This is a genomic window from Stenotrophomonas sp. YJH_SMC_82 (assembly GCF_059368875.1).
Genome location: NZ_JCAFSE010000001.1, coordinates 626,737 through 647,581 on the forward strand (window position 1 = coordinate 626,737; position 20,845 = coordinate 647,581).

The following is a 20,845-nucleotide window of genomic DNA, read 5'->3' on the forward strand; positions in this document are numbered from 1 at the left end:
GGCAGCCGAGCATGGGCTCGGCTCTACAGTAGATCCACGCCATGCGTGGATCGATTGCGCCAGGACAGGCTTGGGGTCACTTCCCCAGCGTGACCTCATCCAGCACCCACATCGCCGGGCGCGTGTCGCCGGTGAAGTTGATGCACAGGTCACCGGTGCCCTGGGAGCCCTTCGGCAGCGTCGCACGCAGCGTCACGAAGCCATCGGCATCCGGCGTGGCCGGCAGCGGCACTTCGGCCAGCACCTTGCCGCTGCAGTCGCCGCGACGCACCAGCATCTCGCCATGCGCACGCTTGGCCTTCTCGAAGCGACGCTTGGGCTCGTCGTGGGCCAGCTGGAAGTAGTACGGAATACGCCCCGCGCGGACTTCCACGCTGCCGATGCCGTCCAGCTGTGCCTGTGGCCAGCGCCAGCATGGCTGGAAGATGTCCACGTTGAACACTGCGCGGTTTCCCTCGCGCGGGCCATCGTCTTCCAGGCGCAGCACCAGCCCCTTCTTGCCTACGCAGCTGAGCAGTTCGTCACTGCGGCGGCTGAGCAGCGATTGCGCACTGAAGTCCGCGACCGTCGGCTTCGCCGCCAGCATCTGGCCCTGGTAGAACGCGGCGGCCTGCACCGTGGTCGGCAGCGTACTGGTCAGCGGCTGCTGGTACAGCGGCGACTGCGCCGTCACCGGCTGGCCATCGGTGCTGTAGCGCACCTCATAGCCCAGCGGGTTGGCCAGCGACACGGTCACCGTGTTGGCGGCGCGGTTGTCGGTGTAGTCCACGCCCACTTCGAACGGGGTCTGCGCGTAGGCCAGGCCCCAGGCGCGGTAGCGTTGCAGCTGCGCGGGCAGGCGCGCGAGGAAATCGCGGAAGTCGCGATGCTCCGGCCTGCTCCAGCCGGTCTCGGCCACCGCGGCCAGGCGCGGGAACAGGTTGTGCTGCAGGCGCGCATAGGTGCGCGTGTGTTCGGTGAACATGTTGGCCTGCAGGCCGAGGATGTGCCCGCGCTTGTCAGCGGCCAGCTCGGCCGGCACGGGCTCGAAGTTGTACAGCTTGCCGAGGTTGACCTGGGCCGGGCGGCCCGGCGGTTCGTTCGGCGAGGCCGTCTGCAGGTAATCCAGATAGAGGTAGCCCACGGGCGACATGACCACGTCATGGCCAGCACTGGCCGCGGCCAGGCCACCTTCGGTGCCCTGCCAGGACATCACCGTGGCCTGCGGCGGCAGCCCGCCTTCGAGGATTTCATCCCAGCCGATCAGGCGCCGGTCGTGCTCCTCCAGGAAGGTCTCCAGGCGCTTGATGATGTGGCTCTGCATGGCCATTTCATCCTTGATGCCCAGCGCACGCATGCGCTGCTGGACCTGCCTGGAGGCTTCCCACTGGTCCTTGACCGCCTCGTCGCCGCCGACGTGCACGTACTTGGCCGGGAACAGTTCGATCACTTCCTCCAGTACGTTCTCGAGGAAGGTGACAGTACTGTCTTCCACGTTGAACAGGTTCGGGAACACGCCCCATTCGCTGAGCGGCTTCAGCGGGGTATTGATCGAACCCAGTTCCGGGTACGCGGCAATCGCCGCGGTCGCGTGCCCCGGCACATCGATTTCCGGAATCACCTGGATATGCAGCTTCGCGGCATAGGCAATCACTTCGCGGATCTGGTCCTGCGTGTAGAAGCCGCAATACGGATGCTCCTTGCCAGTGCCCGGATCGGTGCCACCGTCGCCGGCCGGCAGGCGGCAGCTGCCCACTCCGGTCAGCTTCGGATAGCGCTTGATCTCCATGCGCCAACCCTGGTCATCGGTCAGGTGCCAATGGAAGGTGTTGAGCTTGTGCGCGGCCATTGCGTCGAGCACGCGCTTGATCTCGTCCAGGCTCTGGAAATGCCGCGCCGAGTCGAGCATGAAACCGCGCCAGCTGAAGCGTGGCGCGTCCTGGATCTGCACCGCTGGCAGCACGCCGTTGCTGCCGCCGGTGGCGAGCTGGGCAAGGGTGGTTGCGCCGTAGAACAGGCCGGTTTCGTTACCGGCCTGTACCACTACGCCCTGTGCGGTGCTTTCCAGCGTGTAGCCCTCGCCGCTGTCGCGGAAGGTGGGCACGATCTGGAAGCGGATGCCACCGGTCCTGGCCGCCGCCTTGCCCTTGGCCAGCCCCAGGCGCGGGCCGCCACTGCGCGCCAGCAGGTCGGCGAACTGGCTGGCGACGCGCTGTGCGGCCTCGCCTTCGGCCTGCAGCACGGTATCGGCGCGCACGGTGATGCCGCTGCCCTGGCCAGGCTGCACATTGCTGGGGGCGGGAATCAGCATCAGGCTGCCGGCACGCAGCTGCGGGCCGGGTGCCTCAGCGGCCGGCATGGGGTCGGCGGCAAGTGCCGGCAGTGCCGGCAACAGGGCGAGCAGGCTGCCCAGCAGCACTGCGCTGCGCATCCGGGCGCGGGAAGGCTTGACCATCGGTACGACTCCTTGGAACGGTGCGATGAACGCTATACATGAAAAACGCCGGGCCCGGAATGACCCAGGCCCGGCGTGCGTGCACGACTCGGCGATGTTGCCGCCGCTGGATCAGTACTTGAAGCGGAAGTTGAGGTAGTACTGGCGACCGTTGCTGTAGAACGAGGTCGGGATGGCCGCGGTCTGGTAGTACTTGTAGGTCGGGTTGTTGAGGTTCAGGCCATCCAGGGTGATGCTCAGCCAGTCGGTGGCCTTGTAGCTCAGCGACGCCGACAGCGTGCCGAAGTCATCCTGGTAGTACGGATTGGTGCCCGACAGGCTGATCAGGAACGAGGAACGGCGGGTATAGCTGACGCGGGCGCCAAAGCGCTCGTTCTCGAAGTAGGCACCCACGTTGTAGGTGTTCTTCGAGGTGCCCAGCAGATTGTGCGAGCCGTCCGACCAGGTGTGCGAGGTGGTGCCGTTGGCGTAGGTGTAATTGGCATTGACGCCGAAGTACTCGCCGATCGGCTGTTCGTAGGCCACTTCCACGCCGGTGACCTTGCCGTCGGCATTGATCGGGGTGGAGATCTGGTAGGTCTCAAGCTGGTTGGTCAGTTCGCTGTACAGCTGGCGCGAGACCACGTCGAAGGCGATGTAGTCCTTCAGGTCCATGTGGTACGCGCCCACCGACAGCAGGCCGCGCGGCATGAAGTACCACTCCAGGTTGGCGTCCAGGTTGGTCGACAGGGTCGGCTTGAGGTTCGGATTGCCACCGCCGCCGGTGCGGTTCAGGTCCGAACCGTACGAGGAGGCACCCAGTGCCGAGTAGTCCGGCAGGGTCTGGGTCTGCGAGGCGGCGACGCGCAGCACCAGCGAGTCGTCCAGGTCGAACTTGATGTTGGCGCTGGGCAATACGCGGTTGCGCTTGTTCTGGAAGGCCAGGCGCTCCCACATGCCGAACAGGCTGCTGACATCGGCATCGGCGGCCTTGCTGACGGCGTTGTAGGTGTCGATGTCCTGCTTGATGTTGACGTAGCGCAGGCCGACGTTGCCGCTCCACCAGTCGCCGCGGAAGTTGGCCTGCACGTAGCCGGCGAAGTTCTTTTCCTTCACCTTCCACTCGGCGCCATAGTTGTGGCGACCGGTCGGGCCATCATTGCCGGCCAGCCAGGTGGAGTTGTTGGTCACCGCGTCCTTCAGCGCGCCCGGGGTGAAGTACCAGAGGTTGCGCGGGAAGGTGCCGCCGATGTCACCGGCAAAGCCGCTGGGATAGTTGGCCGTCGCACCGTTCTTCAGCGCGCTCCAGATGTCACCCGGGGTTGCACCTTCCGGCGACAGCGCTTCGCGCTTGTGGTCGGCGAAACGCAGGCCGAAGTCGATCGAGCTCAGCACGCCGCCATCGTTGAAGTACTGGTTGAAATCGAGCGTGGCCCACTTCTCCTTGTCTTCAGCGGTGACCTGCTGGTTGCCCCAGGTGCCGAAGCTGGTCACGCCGTTGGGCGAGATGTCGCCGCCGACGTTCCAGTCGATCGGCGAGCCATTGCCGTGGGTAGCCCAGCTGGCGCCGCCGCCGTTGGCCAGGGTGACCTCGGCGATGTACTGGCGCGGCGTCTCGCCGGTACCCTTGGTGCTGCCGGCCTGGAACTTGGCGGTCAGGCTGTCGCTGATCTGCCAGTCGGCATCGAAGGTGACATAGCTCGACTTGGCCTTCGACTCGCGGTAGATCATGTCGTACACCGCATAGTCGGTGCCGGGCACGCCCTTGTAGTTGGCGTTGGTCAGCACGCCGTCCTTGACCACATAGCCCGGATCCGGCGCCTGCGACTTGGCGAAGCTGTTGCCGAACATCATGAAGTTGCGGTTGTAGTTGTTCGCCTTCAGCTCGGAGCTGAAACCATTGAGGCCGAGGGTGAGGCTGTCGCTCGGCTTGAACTGCAGCGAGACCAGGCCGCCCTTGCGCTCGCGGGTCTGTTCGAAAAGGGTCGAACCCAGCAGGCCCGGAACGTTGACGCCGATCAGGTCCGGATTGGTCCTGGCGACCGGATCGTTTGCGCCGATCTTGAAGAAGCCACCCGGGATTTCCTGCGCTTCACGGCGCAGTTCGCGCTTCTGGCTGAAGCCCTGCACCATCACGCCGAAGGTGCCTTCGTCGTTCTTGTAGTTGAACAGCGCCGAATATTGCGGGTCGTTCGACTTGGCCTGGTCCGAGCGCACCAGGCCGATCGAGCCTTCCGCGGTGAACGGCTTGGAGAATTCCAGTGGCTTGCGGGTGATGATGTTGACGGTACCGGTGGTGCCGCCGTCCTGCAGCTTGGCCTGCGAGGACTTGTTCACTTCCACCGAGCTGACCAGTTCGGACGGCAGCAGCGAGTAGCTGACGCTGCGGCCGACGTTGTTGCCCTGGCTGAGCACGAACCAGTCGGCCGAACCGACGGTGTGGCCGTTGATCAGGGTCTGGGTCAGGCTCGGGCTGGTGCCGCGCAGGCTGACACGGTCGGCTTCGTCGAAACCGCCTTCATCGGCGCTGGACGAGCTGATGTTGACGCCCGGCAGGCGCTGCAGGGTGTCGGCGACGTTGTGCGCCGGCAGCTTGCCCACGTCCTCGGCGGTGACCACTTCCACGCGCGCATTGGCTTCGCGCTTGGTGTCCAGCGATTTTTCCATCGAACCACGGATGCCGGTAACGGTCACGGTGTCCAGGTCGGTGGCGGTCGGGGCAGCCTGCTGCGCGTGCGCACTGAAGGCGATGCAGCTGACGATGGCGGCCGAAAGCAGGGTCTTGCGGGTATTCATGATGTCTCTCCTCATCACTCGATTGGATGCCGGCGGCGGTGTTCGATAACGGTTGCGATGACATGCGCGGGGCGGCGGCGAAGTCCCGTGCGTTGGCGTGCCACGTACTGCGTGCTGCGATTGCGTTGAAGCCTGTTGCGGTGTCAGGCGGCCGACTGCTGCTGCAGGTACCAGCTGGCAGCGCCGACCACGCCCAGCTGGCCGTGTTCGACGACCTTCACCGGGATGCGTGCCAGTGCTTCGCCCATCGGCCCCTTCTGCAGGTAGCGTTCGACGAAGGTGCTGGCGTGCAGGTATTCGCGGATCTGCGGCAGGATGCCGCCGGCCAGGTAGACGCCACCGTGGGCACCATAGAACAGGGCCATGTCGCCGATGGTGCTGCCGAGCAGGCCGCAGAACACATCCAGCGCCTGGCGCGCGTGCGCATCGGTATCGGCCATGGCGGCGGCGGTGACCGCATCGGGGCTGGCCAGCGTCGGTGCCTGCCCCTGCAGCGCGCACACCGCGCGGTACAGGTTCATCAGGCCGGGGCCGGAGATCGCATGTTCGATCGACACGTGGGCGCGGTCGCGCTGCATGTGGCGGACGATGGCCATTTCCAGTTCGGTGCTGGCCGCCAGGGTCGGCTGGCCGGCTTCGGTCGGCAGGACCACCGGACCATGCGCAGTGGGGATCCACAGCGCGGCGCCGAGGCCGGTGCCGGGGCCGACCACCAGGGTCGGGCCACGCGTGCCGGTGTCCGGCCCGCACAGGTGCAGCACGCCGCTGGCGTCCACCTGCGCAGCGGCATAGGCCACCGCTTCGAAGTCGTTGACGATGTAGACCCGCTGCAGGCCGACATCGGCCTCCACCTGGCGCGCCGACAGTGGCCACGGCAGGTTGGCGGTGATCACCGTGCCGTCCTCGCGGGCGTAGCCGGCGCTGGCAACCACGCAGTGCGTGGGGCGTGGGCCTTCGCCGAGGAAGTCGGACAGGATCGCGCTGAGACCGGCGTGGTCGGCGTTGCGGTACTTGCGGTATTCCAGCACCTGCACCGGATGGGCGGCATCGCCGCTGGCCTGGACCCGGGCCACGCGCACATGGGTGCCACCGACGTCCGCGGCCAGGAACGAGGGCGCGACGCGGGACAGGACATGGGCCGGGGCGGGGTGGCTGGCGGTCACGCGGGCTCCTGCTGCAGGTGGGGCCGGCCCCGGGATCGGGAGCGGCGATTGGGCCGGAGTCTGTAACCGCGCTGACAACGATGTCAACGAGTTCGTGACACTTTCGTTGCTGCGCCGCAACGAATGCGCCACGTGGTAAACGTTTACATGGCGTGAATGCGGGATTCACGCGGGAACCGTTGTGCCATGGGGCTCAAGCCGCGCAGCGCATTCAGCGAGATGCAGGGCGACCGCCTTGCGCAGTGCAACATGAGGCGCAGGGGGCGTCGGACGGAAGTTGACAAACCGCAGCTGTCCATCGAAAGAATGTGACAACGTTGTTCCCAGCCACTCTCCGACGCCGCGTTCTGCGGCCGTCGCCGCAGGAGCCCTCCTGATGTCCGCCGTCCCCGCTGCAAGCGCGCGCCCGAACGTGGCCACCTCCATCGCCATCGTCGGCGTGCTGTTCTTCCTGATCGGCTTCTTCACCTGGCTCAACGGCCCGTTGATCACCTTCGTCAAGCTCGCCTTCGAACTCAGCGAGGTCGGCGCCTTCCTGGTTCTGATGGTGTTCTACCTGTCCTACTTCTTCCTGGCCCTGCCGGCGTCGTGGATCCTGCGCCGCACCGGCATGAAGAAGGGCCTGAGCCTGAGCCTGCTGGTGATGGCCGGTGGTGCCGCCCTGTTCGGCGAATTCGCCACCCAGCGCTGGTACCCCGGCGCACTGGGCGGCCTGTTCGTGATCGGCAGCGGCCTGGCCCTGCTGCAGACGGCCATCAACCCGTACATCTCGATCCTTGGGCCGATCGAAACGGCGGCGCGGCGCATCGCGTTGATGGGCATCTGCAACAAGATCGCCGGCATCCTGGCGCCGATCCTGATCGGCACGGTGGTGCTGCATGGCATTGGCGATCTGGACGTGCAGGTGCAGGCGGCCGATGCCGCGACCAAAGCCGTGCTGCTGAACCAGTTCGCCGCCAAGATCCATGCTCCGTACCTGGCCATGGCGGCGCTGCTGGTGGTGTTGGCGGTGGCGATCCTGTTCTCGCCGCTGCCGGAAATCAAATCGTCCGAAGCCAACGCTACGCCGGTGGCCGCCGGTGCGGTCGAGCGCCGCAGCATCTTCCAGTTCCCGCACCTGTGGCTGGGCGTGCTGTGCCTGTTCGTGTACGTGGGCGTGGAAGTGATGGCCGGTGATGCCATCGGCACCTACGGCCATGGCTTCAACCTGCCGCTGGACGAGACCAAGATGTTCACCGCCTTCACCCTGGGCGCGATGCTGGTCGGTTACGTGGTCGGCCTGCTGGTGATTCCGCGGGTGGTGTCGCAGTCGCGCTACCTGACCATTTCGGCGGTGCTGGGCGTGGTGTTCTGCCTGGGCGCGTGGGCAACGCACGGCTATGTGTCGGTGGCCTTCGTGGCCTTGCTGGGCTTTGCCAACGCCATGATGTGGCCGGCCATCTTCCCGCTGGCCATCCGCGGCCTGGGGCGCTTCACCGAAACCGGTTCGGCCCTGCTGGTGATGGGCATCGCCGGTGGCGCGATCATTCCGCAGCTGTTCGCTCTGCTCAAGCAGCACATCGATTTCCAGCTGGTGTTCGTGCTGCTGATGGTGCCCTGCTACCTGTACATCCTGTTCTATTCGGTGGTGGGCCACCGCGTGGGCCTGCCGCAGGACCGGAGCTGATCGGCGATGATGGACGGCAGCCAACCCCAGGAAAAACCGATGCGCAGAGCGACCATCAAGGACGTTGCCGAAAAGGCCAAGGTCTCGCTGAAGACGGTATCGCGGGTGATCAACAACGAGCCCTCGGTGATGCAGGCCACCCGCGCGCGGGTGCTGCGTGCCATCGCCGAGCTGGACTACGAGCCCGATCCGTCCGCGCGCAACCTGCGCAGCGGCACCACCTTCGTGATCGGGCTGGTCTACGACAACCCGAACCCGTACCACATCATCGGCGTGCAGAACGGCGTGCTCGCCGCCTGCCGCGAGACCGGGTTCGGCCTGCAGATCCATCCCTGCGATTCCAGTTCGCCGCTGCTGGCCGATGAACTGGCTGACTGGGTGCAGCGTTCGCGCCTGGCCGGGCTGGTGCTGACCGCACCGATGTCCGAGCGCCGCGACCTGATCCAGGCGCTGACCGCGCGTGGCATCAAGCTGGTGCGCATCATTGCGGCCACCGAAGATCCGGCCGACGGTGCCTGCGTGTTCGTCGACGACCGCGAGGCCGCCTACGAGATCACCGAACACCTGATCCAGCTGGGGCACCAGCGCATCGGCTTCCTCTGGGGCGGCAGCTCGCACCGCTCCTCGGGCGAACGCTATGCCGGTTATGAGGCCGCGCTGAAGGACTACGGCATGACCGTGGACAAGCACCTGGTGGTGCAGGGCGACTACACCTTCGACGACGGTTTCCGTGGCGCGCGCCGCCTGCTGGCGCTGCGCGAACCGCCTACCGCCATCTTCGGTTCCAACGACGAAATCGCTGCCGGCGTGCTGGCCGCCGCCAAGTCGGCCGGCATGAACGTGCCCTACGACCTGTCCATTGCCGGTTTCGAGGACAGCCCGTTCTCGCGCCAGTCGTGGCCGCCGCTGACCACCGCCAAGCAGGCCACCGAAGACATCGCCCGCCATGCCGCGCGCCTGCTGATCGCGCAGCTGCGCAGCGACGCCTACGACGATGCGCCGGCACCGCTGCACAACCAGGGCTTCGTGCCGCAGCTGGTGGTGCGCGGTTCGACCGCGCCGATGCGCCCGGCCGGCGCACGCCCCCTTCCTTCCGATCCTGCCTGAGCCTGCCATGTCGCTGTCAGACCCCACCGCTACCCTGATGTTCGCCGAGGCCGCTGAAGCGGCCGACGTGGTTGCCCGCCAGTTCTCGCGAAACCACGCCACCCTGGAAACCCTGGCCGCCAGCCTGCGTGCCGCGCCGCCGCCGTTCGTGGTTACCTGTGCACGCGGCAGCTCCGACCACGCCGCCACCTATGGCAAGTACCTGCTGGAAACCCAGCTGGGGCTGGTGGTCGCGTCGGCCTCGCCATCGGTGGGCTCGGTCTACGCCGCACCATTGCAGCTGCGCGGCGCACTGTTCATCGTCATCTCGCAGTCGGGCAAGAGCCCGGACCTGCTGCGCAACGCCGAGGCGGCCAAGGCCGCCGGCGCGCGCGTGATCGCGCTGGTCAACGTCGAGGATTCACCGCTGGCGCAGTTGGCCGACACGGTCATCCCGCTGCATGCCGGCCCCGAGAAGAGCGTTGCAGCGACCAAGAGCTACCTCGCCTCGCTGGCCGCATTGCTGCAGCTGGCCGCGTACTGGAAGCAGGACAGCAGCCTGCGTGCGGCGCTGGACCTGCTGCCGGACGCGATGCGTGAAGCCTGGCAGTGTGACTGGAGCGCGGTGACCGAGGGCCTGGTCGAGGCCACCAACCTGTTCGTGCTCGGCCGCGGCCTGGGCCTGGGTGCGGCGCAGGAAGCGGCACTGAAGTTCAAGGAAACCTGCAGCCTGCACGCCGAAGCCTACAGCTCGGCCGAGGTCAAGCACGGCCCGATGGCGCTGGTCGGCCGTGGCTTCCCGGTGCTGGCCTTCGCCCAGCCGGACGAGACCGGCGCCGGTACCCGTGCAGTGGTCGATGAATTCACCGCACGTGGTGCGCAGGTGTGGATGGCCGGTGCCGGCGGCAACCTGCCGGTGGCTGCCGCGCCGCATCCGCTGTGCGCACCGCTATTGACCGTGCAGAGCTTCTATCGCGCCATCAATGCGCTGGCGCTGCGCCGTGGCTTCAACCCGGACCTGCCGCCGCATCTGAACAAGGTTACGGAGACGGTGTGATGGTGACGGTGCTGCGCAATGCCCGCATCCTGGCCGGCGATGAGTTCCGCGACGACCTGGCGGTGGTGATCGAGGACGGTCGCATCAGCGCGCTGCTGCCCGACGCAGCACCGCAGCTGGGCCACGCGGCCGAGCAGGTGGACCTGGGGTGCGGCTGGCTGCTGCCCGGCTTCATCGATGTGCAGGTCAATGGCGGCGGCGGCGCGCTGTTCAACAACACGCCGGACGTGGCGGCACTGCGCACTATCGCGCAGGCGCACCGCCGCTTCGGTACCACCGCGATGCTGCCGACGCTGATCAGCGATGACGTGGCGGTGATGCGCGAAGCCATCGGCGCGATGCGCGAGGCCATCACGCAGGGCGTGCCGGGCGTGATCGGCATCCACCTGGAAGGCCCGTACATCGCGCCGGCGCGCAAGGGCACGCACGATGCCAGCAAGTTCCGCGTGCCGGATGAAGAAGAGATCGCACTGGCCGCGTCGCTGGACAATGGCGTGACCCTGCTGACGCTGGCGCCGGAGCGCGTGCCGCTGGAGACCATCCGTGCGCTGGTCGAGCGTGGCGTGATCGTCGCTGCTGGGCACACTGCAGGCACCTACGAAGAGATCCGCGCCGGCCTGGATGCCGGCGTGCGCGGCTTCACCCATCTGTACAACGCGATGTCGCCGTTGCAGGGCCGCGAGCCCGGCGCGGTGGGCGCTGCGCTGGAAGACCGCGACAGCTGGATCGGCATCATCGTCGATGGCGTGCATGTGCACCCGGCCAGCCTTCGCGTGGCGTTGGCGGCCAAGCCGCGCGGTCGCCTGCTGCTGGTGACCGATGCGATGCCGCCGGTTGGAGCCGACGATCCCAGCTACGTGCTGTATGGCGAAACCATCACCGCCATCGATGGCGTGGTGCGCAATGCCGCCAGTTCGTTGGCCGGCTCGGCGCTGGACATGGCCACCGCCGTGCGCAATACCGTGCAGCTGCTCGGCCAACCGCTGGCCGAAGCGGCGCGCATGGCGTCGACCTATCCGGCGCAGTTCCTCAACGTCGACGACCGCCTTGGCCACATCGCCGAGGGCTACCAGGCCGACCTGGTGCTGCTGGATGACGCCCTGCAGGTGCGTGGTACCTGGATTGCCGGACAGTACGAGGCCGCCTGATGAACAGTACGCCGCCACGCCGTCTGGGCTCGATCGATGCCCTGCGCGGCATCACCGTGGCGGCGATGCTGCTGGTCAACAATCCGGGCGACTGGAGTGCGGTGTTCGCGCCGCTGCGTCACTCGGAATGGCATGGCTGCACGCCCACCGACCTGGTGTTCCCGTTCTTCCTGTTCCTGGTGGGTGTGTCGATGGCCTTCAGCGTGGCACCGCGCGCGCTGGATGCCGCTGCACGGCCAGCATTGGCGCGCGGGGTGCTGGAGCGTGCACTGCGCATCCTGCTCGCCGGCGCGTTGCTGCACCTGTTGATCTGGTGGGCGCTGCATACCCATCACTTCCGCATCTGGGGCGTGCTGCAGCGGATTGCGGTATGCGCAGCGTTGGTGGGTGTTCTGGCGGTGTATGCGCGGCCGCGCGTGCAGGCTGGCGTGCTGGTCACGCTGCTGGTGGGCTACACCGTGCTGCTGCTGGGCATCGGTGATCTGGCGCCATGGACCAACCCGGCCAGCCGCCTGGACACCACGCTGTTCGCACCGTGGATCTACCAGTGGCACGCCGATACCGGACTGGGCCATGACCCGGAAGGATTGCTGAGCACGCTGGGTGCGCTGGCCAGTACCGTGCTCGGCCTGATTGCCGGTGGCCTGCTGCGCAACGGTCGTGCGGCGGCATTGGCTGGCCTGGGTGTGGCAACCGCCGTGCTGGGGCTGCTGCTGGCCACGGTGCTGCCGTTGAACAAGCAGCTGTGGACGCCCAGCTATGTGCTGTGGACCGGCGGCCTGGCCGCGCTGGCGCTGTGGCTGGGCCATGTGTTGATCGACCAGAAGCGATGGCCGCCGCTGGGCCGCCGTTTCGGGGTCAACGCAATTACCGCCTATCTTGGCGCATCGGTGATGTCGGTGGCGCTGATGGCGACCGGCGCGTGGGGCTGGATCTGGCAGCAACTGGCCGCCGCGATGCCGCACGCGCTCGAGCTGGCGTCGATGCTGCAGGCGCTGGCGTTCGTCGCGCTGTGGTGGGGCGTGGCGTGGTGGCTGGACCGGCGGAAGATCTATCTGAAGATCTGACGGCTCCGGGTCGGATCCCTTTCCGCAGGAAAGGGCTCTGACCCAACCCGGGAGGCCACCTCCTCCAGGCATGGGCATGACCCCGCAAAGATGAACGATTTCAGGCACGTAGAGGTGGGGTGATGCCCGATCAAGTTCGCATCTGAACTGTGATGATCGGCACGCAAATTCACCTGTCGAAACGGTTCACCATGGCGCAGACTTCGCTCGCAGTACCGCATATCCGCAGTTCCTGATCCCCTGTCCAGGAGTGCTGTATGTCCCGTGCCGTCCCGCGCGCAGTGCGTATGCGCCGCCTCACTGTTTCCGTACTGCAGGCTTTGGCTGTTCCCTCCGTCATGCTGTTGGCCGCCAGCGCCGCCTGGGCCGGCTGTGACAGCGTCGCCCCCGTCGCCGGCCAGACGGTCACCTGCGATGCCAATGCGCCGAACCCGCAGACCGTTCCCGTCACCGCCAATGGCGCGGCCGGCATCACCGTCACTGTCGCCAGCACGGCGCAGCTGCAGCAAAGCGGTGGCAGCAGCGCGATTTCGCTTGTCGGGGCCGGTGGGCACCTGTTGTCCAACCTGGGCACGATCAGTTCGGTGGGCGGCTTGGCGGTCCAGCTCGGTGGCGGCAGCCGCGTCGAGAACTCGGGCAGCATCAGCACCGGCAACAACACCGCCCTGCAGTTCGTCGGCGCGGGCGACAGCGTGCTGGTCAACCGCGGAACGATCAGCGGGCGCACCGGCGTGCAGTTCGGTGCCGGCAATGATCGCCTGGACATGCAGGCTGGCAGCATCAGCGGCAGTGTGCTGCAGGGCGATGGCAATGATGCGCTGCTGCTGGGCAACGGTACGATCGACAGCGTCGACCAGGGCAGTGGCGATGACCAGATGACCGTCACCGGCGGCACCGTCACCGGCGTGGTGGCGCAGGGCAGTGGCCGCGATGATTTCGTCATGAGTGGCGGCACGGTCGGCGCGCTGCAGCAGGGCGACAACATCGATACCTTCCGCATGAGCGGTGGCCGCATCATCGGTGCGTTCGAGGATGGTGACCAGGCGTGGATGACCGCTGGCCGCATCGGCCGGGTCAACATGAAGCTGGACAAGAACCTGTGGGACCAGTCCGGCGGCACCGTGGACGGCAACGTGGTGACCGGCTTCGATACCGACACCATCATCATCTCGGGTACCGCCTACATCGGCGGCAACATCAGCGTCAGCGGCGGCAACGACAGCGTGACCATCACCGACGGCACCGTGCGCGGGCAGGTACTGCTCAGTACCGGCAACGACACCTTCAACTGGAATGGCGGCGGCATCGTCTACGGCGCGATCGACATGGGGCCGGACAACGACGTCGCCAACCTCGGCTACCTCAACCAGGGCAACCTGGGGGCGGTGCCGCTGTTCGACGGCGGCGGTGGCATCGACCAGCTCAACATCAGCAACGTCAAGACCGCCGGCGTAGGCCGTTTCCAGAACTGGGAGACGCTGCGGCTGGCCAACAGCACCGAGCTGACCTTTGATGGCGACCTGGTGCTGGGCGACAGCAGTACCGGCACCGGAACGCTGACGGTGGATGACACCAGCACCGTCTACGCAGGCAGTGGCGGCCATGCAGTCCGTCCGTTCAACAGTGGTGCACTGGTGGAGATGGTCAATGCCGGGCGCATCGACCTGACCGGTACCGGCGCAGGCGACGTGTTCACCGTGCGTGGCAACTATCGTGGTGACGGCGGTGGCCTGTACCTGCGTACCGTGCTGGGCGCGGACAATTCCAGCAGCGACCGCCTGGTGATCGATGGCGGAACCGCCACCGGTACCACCGGCATCGGCGTGCTCAATGCCGGCGGCAGCGGCGCCGCCACGCTGGCCGATGGCATCCTGGTGGTGCAGGCCTTGAATGGTGGCCGCACTGCGCCGGGCGCGTTCTCGCTGTTCGCACCGGTTGCAGCCGGTGCCTACGAGTACTTCCTGTTCAAGGGTGGTGTCAGCGCCGGCACCAGCGAGAACTGGTACCTGCGATCGACGCTGGTGACCGGACCAACGCCGGCACCCAACGGCGGCGGCACTGCCACGCCACCGCCCCTGACGCCGCCGGTCGCACCGCCGCCGGCGATCACCCCGGCACCGCCGCCGCCGCCTGAAGGCGCTACCGATCCGAACCTGACCGCCGGCGAGGCCGCGCCGCCACCGCCGCCACCGGAACCGGCGCCGGTGGCGCCGCCCAGCGACCCGGCGGTGCCGGACGTGCCGGTGGCCGGCGGTGCGTTGCCCGGTACCGGCACCCCGCCAACGCCGGGTGCACGCCCGGCCGAAGGCGCGGTGGTGCCGCTGTACCGCGTGGAGACCGCCGCCTACGCCGTGGTGCCACCGCTGCTGCGCGAGACCTCGCTGGCCAGCCTCGGTACCTTCCACGAGCGGCAGGGCGAACAGCGCCTGCTGTACAACCAGGGCACAGTCCGCACCGCCTGGGGCCGGTTGGTGGGGCAGAGCAGCGAGATCCACTGGAAGGGTGATGCGCAGCCGGGCTTCGATGGCGATGTGATGGGCCTGCAGGCCGGTCTCGACGTGTGGGCTGCGGCGTCTGACAACCACCGCAACCAGATCGGCGTATTCGTTGGCCGCACCCGCGCGCAAGGCAAGACCACGGGTCTGGCACTGGGCTGGGAGAACGTGCAGGTAGGCCAGAACCGCCTGGATGACAAGCACGTGGGCCTGTACTGGACCTTCACCGATAGCAGTGGGGGTTACATCGACGCCGTGGCGATGCAGAGCCGCTACGACGGCCGCGTGCGTTCCTCGCGTGGGCTCGGCTTCGGCCTGAGCGGCGACGGTACCAGCGTGTCGGTGGAGGCGGGCAAGCCGCTGCTGCACTTCGGGCAGTCCGCATGGTGGCTGGAACCGCAGGTGCAGGTGATCTGGCAGCGCACTTCGCTGGATGACCGTCGCGATGAAGTATCGAGCGTGCGCTTCGACAACGACAACGCCTGGACCGGCCGCATCGGCCTGCGCTTGGCGGGCGATTACCAGTTGGCCGACAACGGCTGGCAGCCGTATTTCAAGCTCAATTACTGGCATGGCCGTTCTGGTGAAGACCGCATCCGTTTCGACGACGACGTGATCATCAATTCGCAGCGCTCACGCGCGCTGGAAGCCGGCGTGGGTGTGGTCGGGCGTTTCAACCGAACGATCAGCGCCTATGCCGTGGCCGACTACACGCGCGAACTGGGCGGCGACCGCAACGAGAAGCGCCGCGTCATCGAAGGCAACATCGGCCTGCGTGCGGACTGGTAGCGCCTGGTGTAGATGGTTGACCCGCTCTGGCAGGTGCCGACCTTGGTCGGCACGAATCGCACCCGCGCCATGACGCTGCTCTGGCAGGTGCCGACCTTGGTCGGCGCGAATCCCACCGACGCCATGACGCCGCTCTGGTAGGTGCCGACCTTGGTCGACAGGAATCCCACCGGCGCCATGACGTTGCTCAGGTAGGTGCCGACCTTGGTCGGCACGAATCCCGCCGGCGCCATGACGTAGCTCTGGTAGGTGCCGACCTTGGTCGGCACGAATCCCACCGGCGCCATGACGTTGCTCAGGTAGGTGCCGACCTTGGTCGGCACGAATCCCACCGGCGCCATGACACTGCTCTGGTAGGTGCCGACCTTGGTCGGCACGAATCCCACCGACGCCATGACGCTGCTCTGGTAGGTGCCGACCTTGGTCGGCACGAATCCCACCGGCGCCATGACGCCGCTCTGGTAGGTGCCGACCTTGGTCGGCACGAATCCCACCGGCGCCATGACACTGCTCTGGTAGGTGCCGACCTTGGTCGGCACGAATCCCACCGGCGCCATGACACTGCTCTGGTAGGTGCCGACCTTGGTCGGCACGAATCCCACCGGCGCCATGACCTCCGCGCAGCCGACCATAGGCTCGGCTCTACAGCAGCGGTGCGCACGCATCCGGTTCCACCAACGCCCCGGCATGATCGGCCAACACCACCACCGCATGCAGCAGCCCTTCCTCCACCTGCGGCGGACACTGCGCCTGCGCATCATCCATCTCGCGTGCCGACTGCGCCGCCAACAAGATGCCCCCACACGCAGACACCGCCGCCAGGCAGCGCGTCGCCTCGGCCAGCGCCCGACCGCGCGCCTCGCTGAGTTGCCGTTCGCGCCACGCCTGGCCGTCGGCCGCGTGGCTGTGAGCGATGCCGCGCAGCCGCGCGAAGAATGCGGAGGGCGGCGCCTGTTCGTTGGCTTCGGCGAGTGCGTCTTCCAACGCTTCGGCAACGGCAGTGGACAGCTGCAGGCCGGGAAGTGCAGCGCCGAGCAGGGCATGCAGGCGTGGGTAGGTGGGGTGGGGCGTATTCATGGCGGCAACCTCACGAGGCAAGGCCACCTGCGAAGCGCAAGGTGGCGGGCGGTGCGGGTTGGCGTGCCGGTCAAAATCAAAGCGAAAAAGCCGACGGATCACGAGGATCCCCACGCACCGCCCACCATGGGCAAGCCGGTGCATTGTCGCGATTGCCGTTGATGCGGCAAATCGATCGCTTCGATGTTTGATTCAGGACGCCAATCCCGGTCAGCGCAGGAAGCGCCGACGGGGCCACCTTGGCGCGTTGTGCGCCGCGATGGCATGGGCAAAGTTGCAATGTGGTGACCGCACGCAAGCCGCCTTGCTGCAACCCGCGACCGGGCCGGATACGACAGTTCGCGCGTGGCGCAAGCGATCATGCCCCGGTTATGCTGCGGTCCTGATTCAACGACAAGGAAGCGTCGCATGCAGGTTCGCAAGGGAGTGCGTCGCATCGGCGCGCTGATGCTCGTGTTGCTGGCGACCGGCGCCATGGCCGATACGCCAGGCGCGGTCGAGATGCCCTCGCCGGAGGCCCAGGCTGAGATCCTCAACCTGCTTGAACGCCAGGCGCTGTATCGCGACCGGGTGGACTGGCCCGCCATCCGCATCCGCCTGCAATCGGCGCAGGGGGATCCCGCGCAACGGCTGGCCGTTCTGCGCGAAGCCATTGCGCTCAGCACCGGCCACCATGGTGCGTGGACCACGACCCAGCGTCAGCGCGAATCCCTCGCGCGTGCGCAGCAGGCCGGTGCCGCCGCCGTGGACCGGGCCAAGGCCGCTGATGCGGTGGATGCGCGCATCGGCTGGGTGGTCATCGAGGGCTATGCCTCCTCGCCGGGCGCGACGCCGCAGGAAAAATTCCGCCAGGACATCCAGCGTGCCGCGCGATGGCAGCAGGTCATCCGCAGCAAGGACGACGGCGCGCGCTGTGGCTGGATCGTCGACCTGCGGGACAACGGTGGCGGCTCCATGTGGCCGATGCTGCTGGGCATGGCCCCGCTGTTGCGCACCTCGGTGGTGAACAACGAGGACGTCGGCGCGTTCGAAACCGCGCAAGGGCCGCAGCGCTGGACGTTGACGGCGACTGCGGTGCAGCTGGCGGGCAGGCCGCTGCTGGACTTCGGCCAGTCCGGCCATGTAGTGCGGCAGCCTGGCGCACCGGTGGCGGTGCTGTTCGGGCCCCGCACCGGCAGTTCGGGCGAGGCCTCGGTGCTGGCGTGGCGTGGCCGCCCGCAGGCGCGGAGTTTCGGCCAGCCGACCGCGGGTGTCTCCACCGGCAATGTCGTGCACACCCTTGCCGATGGAAGTCGCCTGCTGCTGACCACCAGCGTGATGCGGGACCGCAATGATCGTGGCGATGGCTTGAAGATCGAACCCGACCAGCGCGTCGAGGGTGATGCCGCCACTGTGGCCGCCGCCCAGGCCTGGCTGCTGGCCCAGCCCGCCTGCCAGGGCAACCGGACATGATCCTGATCGGCCAACAGGAACGGGTGCTGATCGTCGGCCCCACCGAAGCGCACCACTGCCTGCGCTGCCAGACGGAAACCGAGTTCGCGCCGCAGCTGCGCTACAAGATGGCGCGCATCGACCTGCTGTTCGGCTTCACCTACCAGCGCCGCTACGAGCTGGCCTGCACCCGGTGCGAGCACGGCTGGGTGCTCGATACCGAGACCATGGACCAGCAGCTGGGCGGGGTGCCGATCCCGTGGCGGCACCGCTTCGGCCTGCCGTTGATGCTGGTGGGGGTCGCCGCGCTGGCGGTGGCCGGTTGGATGTGGCGGAACCTGTATTCCTCCTAGGGAGAGGGCGGGCCGACATAGCCTCAGCAGGCCGTTCCAGCGGGCGCTAGCCTCGGGTGGGCCAAGCAATCCACGCTGGCCTAGCCCATGCGGATCGCTGTTCGGGTCTGCTCTTGGGTTTGCTCTTGTTGAGCGACCTGATGGGCCTGCGAAATCTGCTCGACCTTGGCGAGCGACTGCTCTACAGGTGTATTGACGGCCTCGCTGACCGCAATCGATGCCCGCAGGTGCGCCGGATTGTCGAGCGCTCCCTGCACGACGAACATGCGAGGGCCTGAACCATCGCTGGGAGCGTTGCCCAAGACAACATGATCGACGCGTTCCAGGCCGCTGCGCTTGGCCGTTGCAACCAGGCCGGCCGTCACACGCTCACTGGTTTCATCGAAGCTGCGCCCGTGCCTGGCATCCACGGCCGATACACCGTCGCGAATCTGCCGGTAGAGCGCATGGTCGGGGTGGCCTTCCTTTCTGGGATCCAGGCCTGCCTTGTCCAAGGTTGACTCGATGCTCTCCTGCAATGAGCTCTTGGGAGTGAAGCCTGGGTTGCTCAGAGAGGGCGAGCCCATTTCGGTTGCCTCTTGGAGCAAACGCTCCCCTGGTTTCAATGCGTTTTCTGCGCGCTGCACGGCTTCGGCTTCGCGACGGGCGTATGCTCCGGCTTCCTCGGTGCCGCGAAGGTAATTGACCCCGTCGCGCAGGAGTCCAGGGCCACCACCGACAAGTACGGTTGCTCCCAGGCGCAACTGGTGGATGTCTTTGCGATACTCCGCTATCCGGCGCAGGTCCTCGGCATCTGTGATCCGCGCCTCGGGGTCGTCCAGCACGGACTGCACTGGACCCTTGTCCGTCATACGGTCAATGAAGTGAACCATTCGATGGGAATCACCCAACTGGACCGCAATCGCAGCGGACATGACATGGCCGCTTTTCATCCCAAGCGATCCAAGCGAGGCGATGCGCTGGCCCTGCTCGGCATCGCGCAGGACTCCCAGTTCCTTGGGGAGTGCGTACATCTCAACCTTGCCGTAATGAGGACCGGCCGCACTAACCAGGTCGCCCGCCATCACATGGTTGGTGAAGGGCGCCGCACTGGCCGGCTGGCCTTCAGGCAGGCGATACGCCAGCCCGGCAGCGCCGTAGGGATTGAAGGCGTCGCCAGGGAGGTTGTAGTGGTGGGCAGTGATCTGCGCGAGTGCGCCGCCTAGGGAGTGTCCAGTGACGTACACCGGACCATATCCGTTGTCCTCAGCTTGCTTGATTGCCTGCTTGGTCAGTACGAGCGCATCATCAATCTGTGCGTTGACTCTGGCGCTGACCATCGCTGCGTCGACGCCGCCATCAAGTATGGCCTGGCGATCAAACTCGGTGCCTCGATGGGCGATGATGATCTCGTTGGTCTTGATGTTCCGGTACACAACGCCTTGATAGCCGCTGACTGCGTCACGTCGCCCTAGAACTTCGAAGTCTTCACCATCAACGCGCAGCGATTCCTTATCGCCTGGAGCTGGATGTGACGGTGGGGAGTAGGCTGCATTGGCCAGGGCTGCATTGGTTAGAGGTCTCATGGGACGATTCCTTTCGAAGGAGACGATATCTCTATGGGAAAGTACTTCTGCTTCTCGATATCAGACAATCTGTCGTAGCTATACTGGGACTGCGTTCGCACCCATCCCGGCGTCGAACTCTTTGTTTGCAGGGTCATCTGACTGTCTGCGTACGAAATCGACGTGAGTAGTTTCTTCAGTTCGAGATGGTGGACGGCAACTGATATGAAGCCTTCGCGTCCCTCGGAAATGACTGGGAATGAAGCCCGAATGATGCTGGGTTTCCATTCGCATGGCCCGCGCCCGTAATAGTCAGCGACTGCCATGCCGTCCTCGAACACGGTGCTGCTGAACTCGGTTGCACTGACACGTTGTACTGGGAACTCTACTGACTGCCGTTGGGGGGCGTACTGCACACCCTCGTAGTTGCTGATCGGTGGGAGGCAGCGCGGATCTATCTCGTAGGAGACGAAAACCTTCGGGAGAGCAAGCTCCACAGGTGCATCGTGGACCCGAATCACAATCGGTAGCGCATCCTTGGGTGCAGGATTCTCGCGATAGACCGGGTATGAGCGTTCCTTGTTGCATCCAGAAACGGCCAGTGTGATCAAGGCGATCAACACAACGTGAGTGAGGTGGGGGCAGGGTTTCAGCATGAGCGGTCCATGTCGCTGATCGAGGTACTACGGGGGGGCGCATCTTCAGGGTTACTACGGGGCACGGTTCTCTGCGCGTGAGGATGCCGGCAGGATTGCCCTGA

At 66.4% G+C, this 20,845-nt stretch carries 15 protein-coding genes; 8 read left to right on the forward strand and 7 right to left on the reverse strand.

Annotation, left to right across the window (positions count from 1 at the left end):
* Window positions 1–76: 76 nt before the first annotated feature.
* The 3 genes from AC5P53_RS02890 to AC5P53_RS02900 all read right to left on the reverse strand — a co-directional run bounded on the left by AC5P53_RS02890 (window position 77) and on the right by AC5P53_RS02900 (window position 6,372).
* The gene (locus AC5P53_RS02890) at window positions 77–2,434 is read right to left on the reverse strand and encodes a beta-N-acetylhexosaminidase (RefSeq protein WP_197621285.1); all 2,358 of its coding nucleotides are present in this window, start codon (window positions 2,432–2,434) and stop codon (window positions 77–79) included.
* A 111-nt stretch (window positions 2,435–2,545) separates the two neighbouring features.
* Entirely contained in the window at window positions 2,546–5,209 is a 2,664-nt protein-coding gene (locus AC5P53_RS02895; RefSeq protein ID WP_227864574.1) for a TonB-dependent receptor, read from the reverse strand.
* 143 nt (window positions 5,210–5,352) lie between these two features.
* Complete coding sequence (locus AC5P53_RS02900; protein ID WP_049439954.1) at window positions 5,353–6,372, reverse strand: glucokinase family protein; 1,020 nt, start codon at window positions 6,370–6,372, stop codon at window positions 5,353–5,355.
* 376 nt (window positions 6,373–6,748) lie between these two features.
* Here AC5P53_RS02900 and AC5P53_RS02905 point away from each other — a divergent pair, with 376 nt between their 5' ends.
* From AC5P53_RS02905 to AC5P53_RS02930, 6 genes are all read left to right on the forward strand, one after another.
* Window positions 6,749–8,038, forward strand: coding sequence for a sugar MFS transporter (locus tag AC5P53_RS02905; protein ID WP_241887116.1), 1,290 nt, complete (start codon window positions 6,749–6,751; stop codon window positions 8,036–8,038).
* A gap of 39 nt (window positions 8,039–8,077) precedes the next feature.
* On the forward strand, window positions 8,078–9,145 hold the full coding sequence (locus tag AC5P53_RS02910) for a LacI family DNA-binding transcriptional regulator (RefSeq protein ID WP_005411045.1): 1,068 nt from the start codon (window positions 8,078–8,080) through the stop codon (window positions 9,143–9,145).
* A 7-nt stretch (window positions 9,146–9,152) separates the two neighbouring features.
* Window positions 9,153–10,181 (forward strand): SIS domain-containing protein, encoded by a 1,029-nt coding sequence (locus tag AC5P53_RS02915; protein WP_014648419.1) that lies wholly within the window; start codon window positions 9,153–9,155, stop codon window positions 10,179–10,181.
* Complete coding sequence (gene nagA / locus AC5P53_RS02920) at window positions 10,181–11,329, forward strand: N-acetylglucosamine-6-phosphate deacetylase (protein WP_241887115.1); 1,149 nt, start codon at window positions 10,181–10,183, stop codon at window positions 11,327–11,329. Before AC5P53_RS02915 ends, nagA begins: the two co-directional genes overlap by 1 nt.
* The gene (locus AC5P53_RS02925; protein ID WP_241887114.1) at window positions 11,329–12,396 is read left to right on the forward strand and encodes an acyltransferase family protein; all 1,068 of its coding nucleotides are present in this window, start codon (window positions 11,329–11,331) and stop codon (window positions 12,394–12,396) included. Before nagA ends, AC5P53_RS02925 begins: the two co-directional genes overlap by 1 nt.
* A 257-nt stretch (window positions 12,397–12,653) precedes the next feature.
* A complete protein-coding gene (locus AC5P53_RS02930; RefSeq protein ID WP_241887113.1) occupies window positions 12,654–15,680 on the forward strand; it encodes an autotransporter outer membrane beta-barrel domain-containing protein in 3,027 nt (1,008 codons plus the stop codon).
* On the opposite strand, the gene AC5P53_RS02935 is transcribed toward AC5P53_RS02930, so the two are convergent.
* Together AC5P53_RS02935 and AC5P53_RS02940 are read right to left on the reverse strand one after the other, a co-directional pair.
* The gene (locus AC5P53_RS02935; RefSeq protein WP_495227100.1) at window positions 15,599–16,291 is read right to left on the reverse strand and encodes a hypothetical protein; all 693 of its coding nucleotides are present in this window, start codon (window positions 16,289–16,291) and stop codon (window positions 15,599–15,601) included. The two genes, AC5P53_RS02930 and AC5P53_RS02935, sit on opposite strands and share 82 nt — an antisense overlap.
* A gap of 31 nt (window positions 16,292–16,322) precedes the next feature.
* Window positions 16,323–16,757 (reverse strand): hypothetical protein, encoded by a 435-nt coding sequence (locus tag AC5P53_RS02940; RefSeq protein ID WP_241887111.1) that lies wholly within the window; start codon window positions 16,755–16,757, stop codon window positions 16,323–16,325.
* Window positions 16,758–17,165: 408 nt separating this feature from the next.
* Here AC5P53_RS02940 and AC5P53_RS02945 point away from each other — a divergent pair, with 408 nt between their 5' ends.
* Window positions 17,166–18,209 carry a S41 family peptidase gene (locus AC5P53_RS02945; protein WP_014648414.1) on the forward strand — a complete coding sequence of 348 codons (1,044 nt, stop codon included), beginning with the start codon at window positions 17,166–17,168 and terminating at the stop codon, window positions 18,207–18,209.
* The gene (locus AC5P53_RS02950) at window positions 18,206–18,541 is read left to right on the forward strand and encodes a hypothetical protein (RefSeq protein ID WP_049440307.1); all 336 of its coding nucleotides are present in this window, start codon (window positions 18,206–18,208) and stop codon (window positions 18,539–18,541) included. The genes AC5P53_RS02945 and AC5P53_RS02950 overlap by 4 nt, the downstream gene beginning before the upstream one ends.
* A gap of 80 nt (window positions 18,542–18,621) precedes the next feature.
* Here the strand turns inward: AC5P53_RS02950 and AC5P53_RS02955 are convergent, their stop codons facing one another.
* Window positions 18,622–20,106, reverse strand: a complete 1,485-nt coding sequence (locus AC5P53_RS02955; RefSeq protein WP_241887110.1) for an XVIPCD domain-containing protein — start codon at window positions 20,104–20,106, stop codon at window positions 18,622–18,624.
* Window positions 20,103–20,741 (reverse strand): hypothetical protein, encoded by a 639-nt coding sequence (locus AC5P53_RS02960; protein WP_241887109.1) that lies wholly within the window; start codon window positions 20,739–20,741, stop codon window positions 20,103–20,105. The genes AC5P53_RS02955 and AC5P53_RS02960 overlap by 4 nt, the downstream gene beginning before the upstream one ends.
* Window positions 20,742–20,845: the final 104 nt, after the last annotated feature.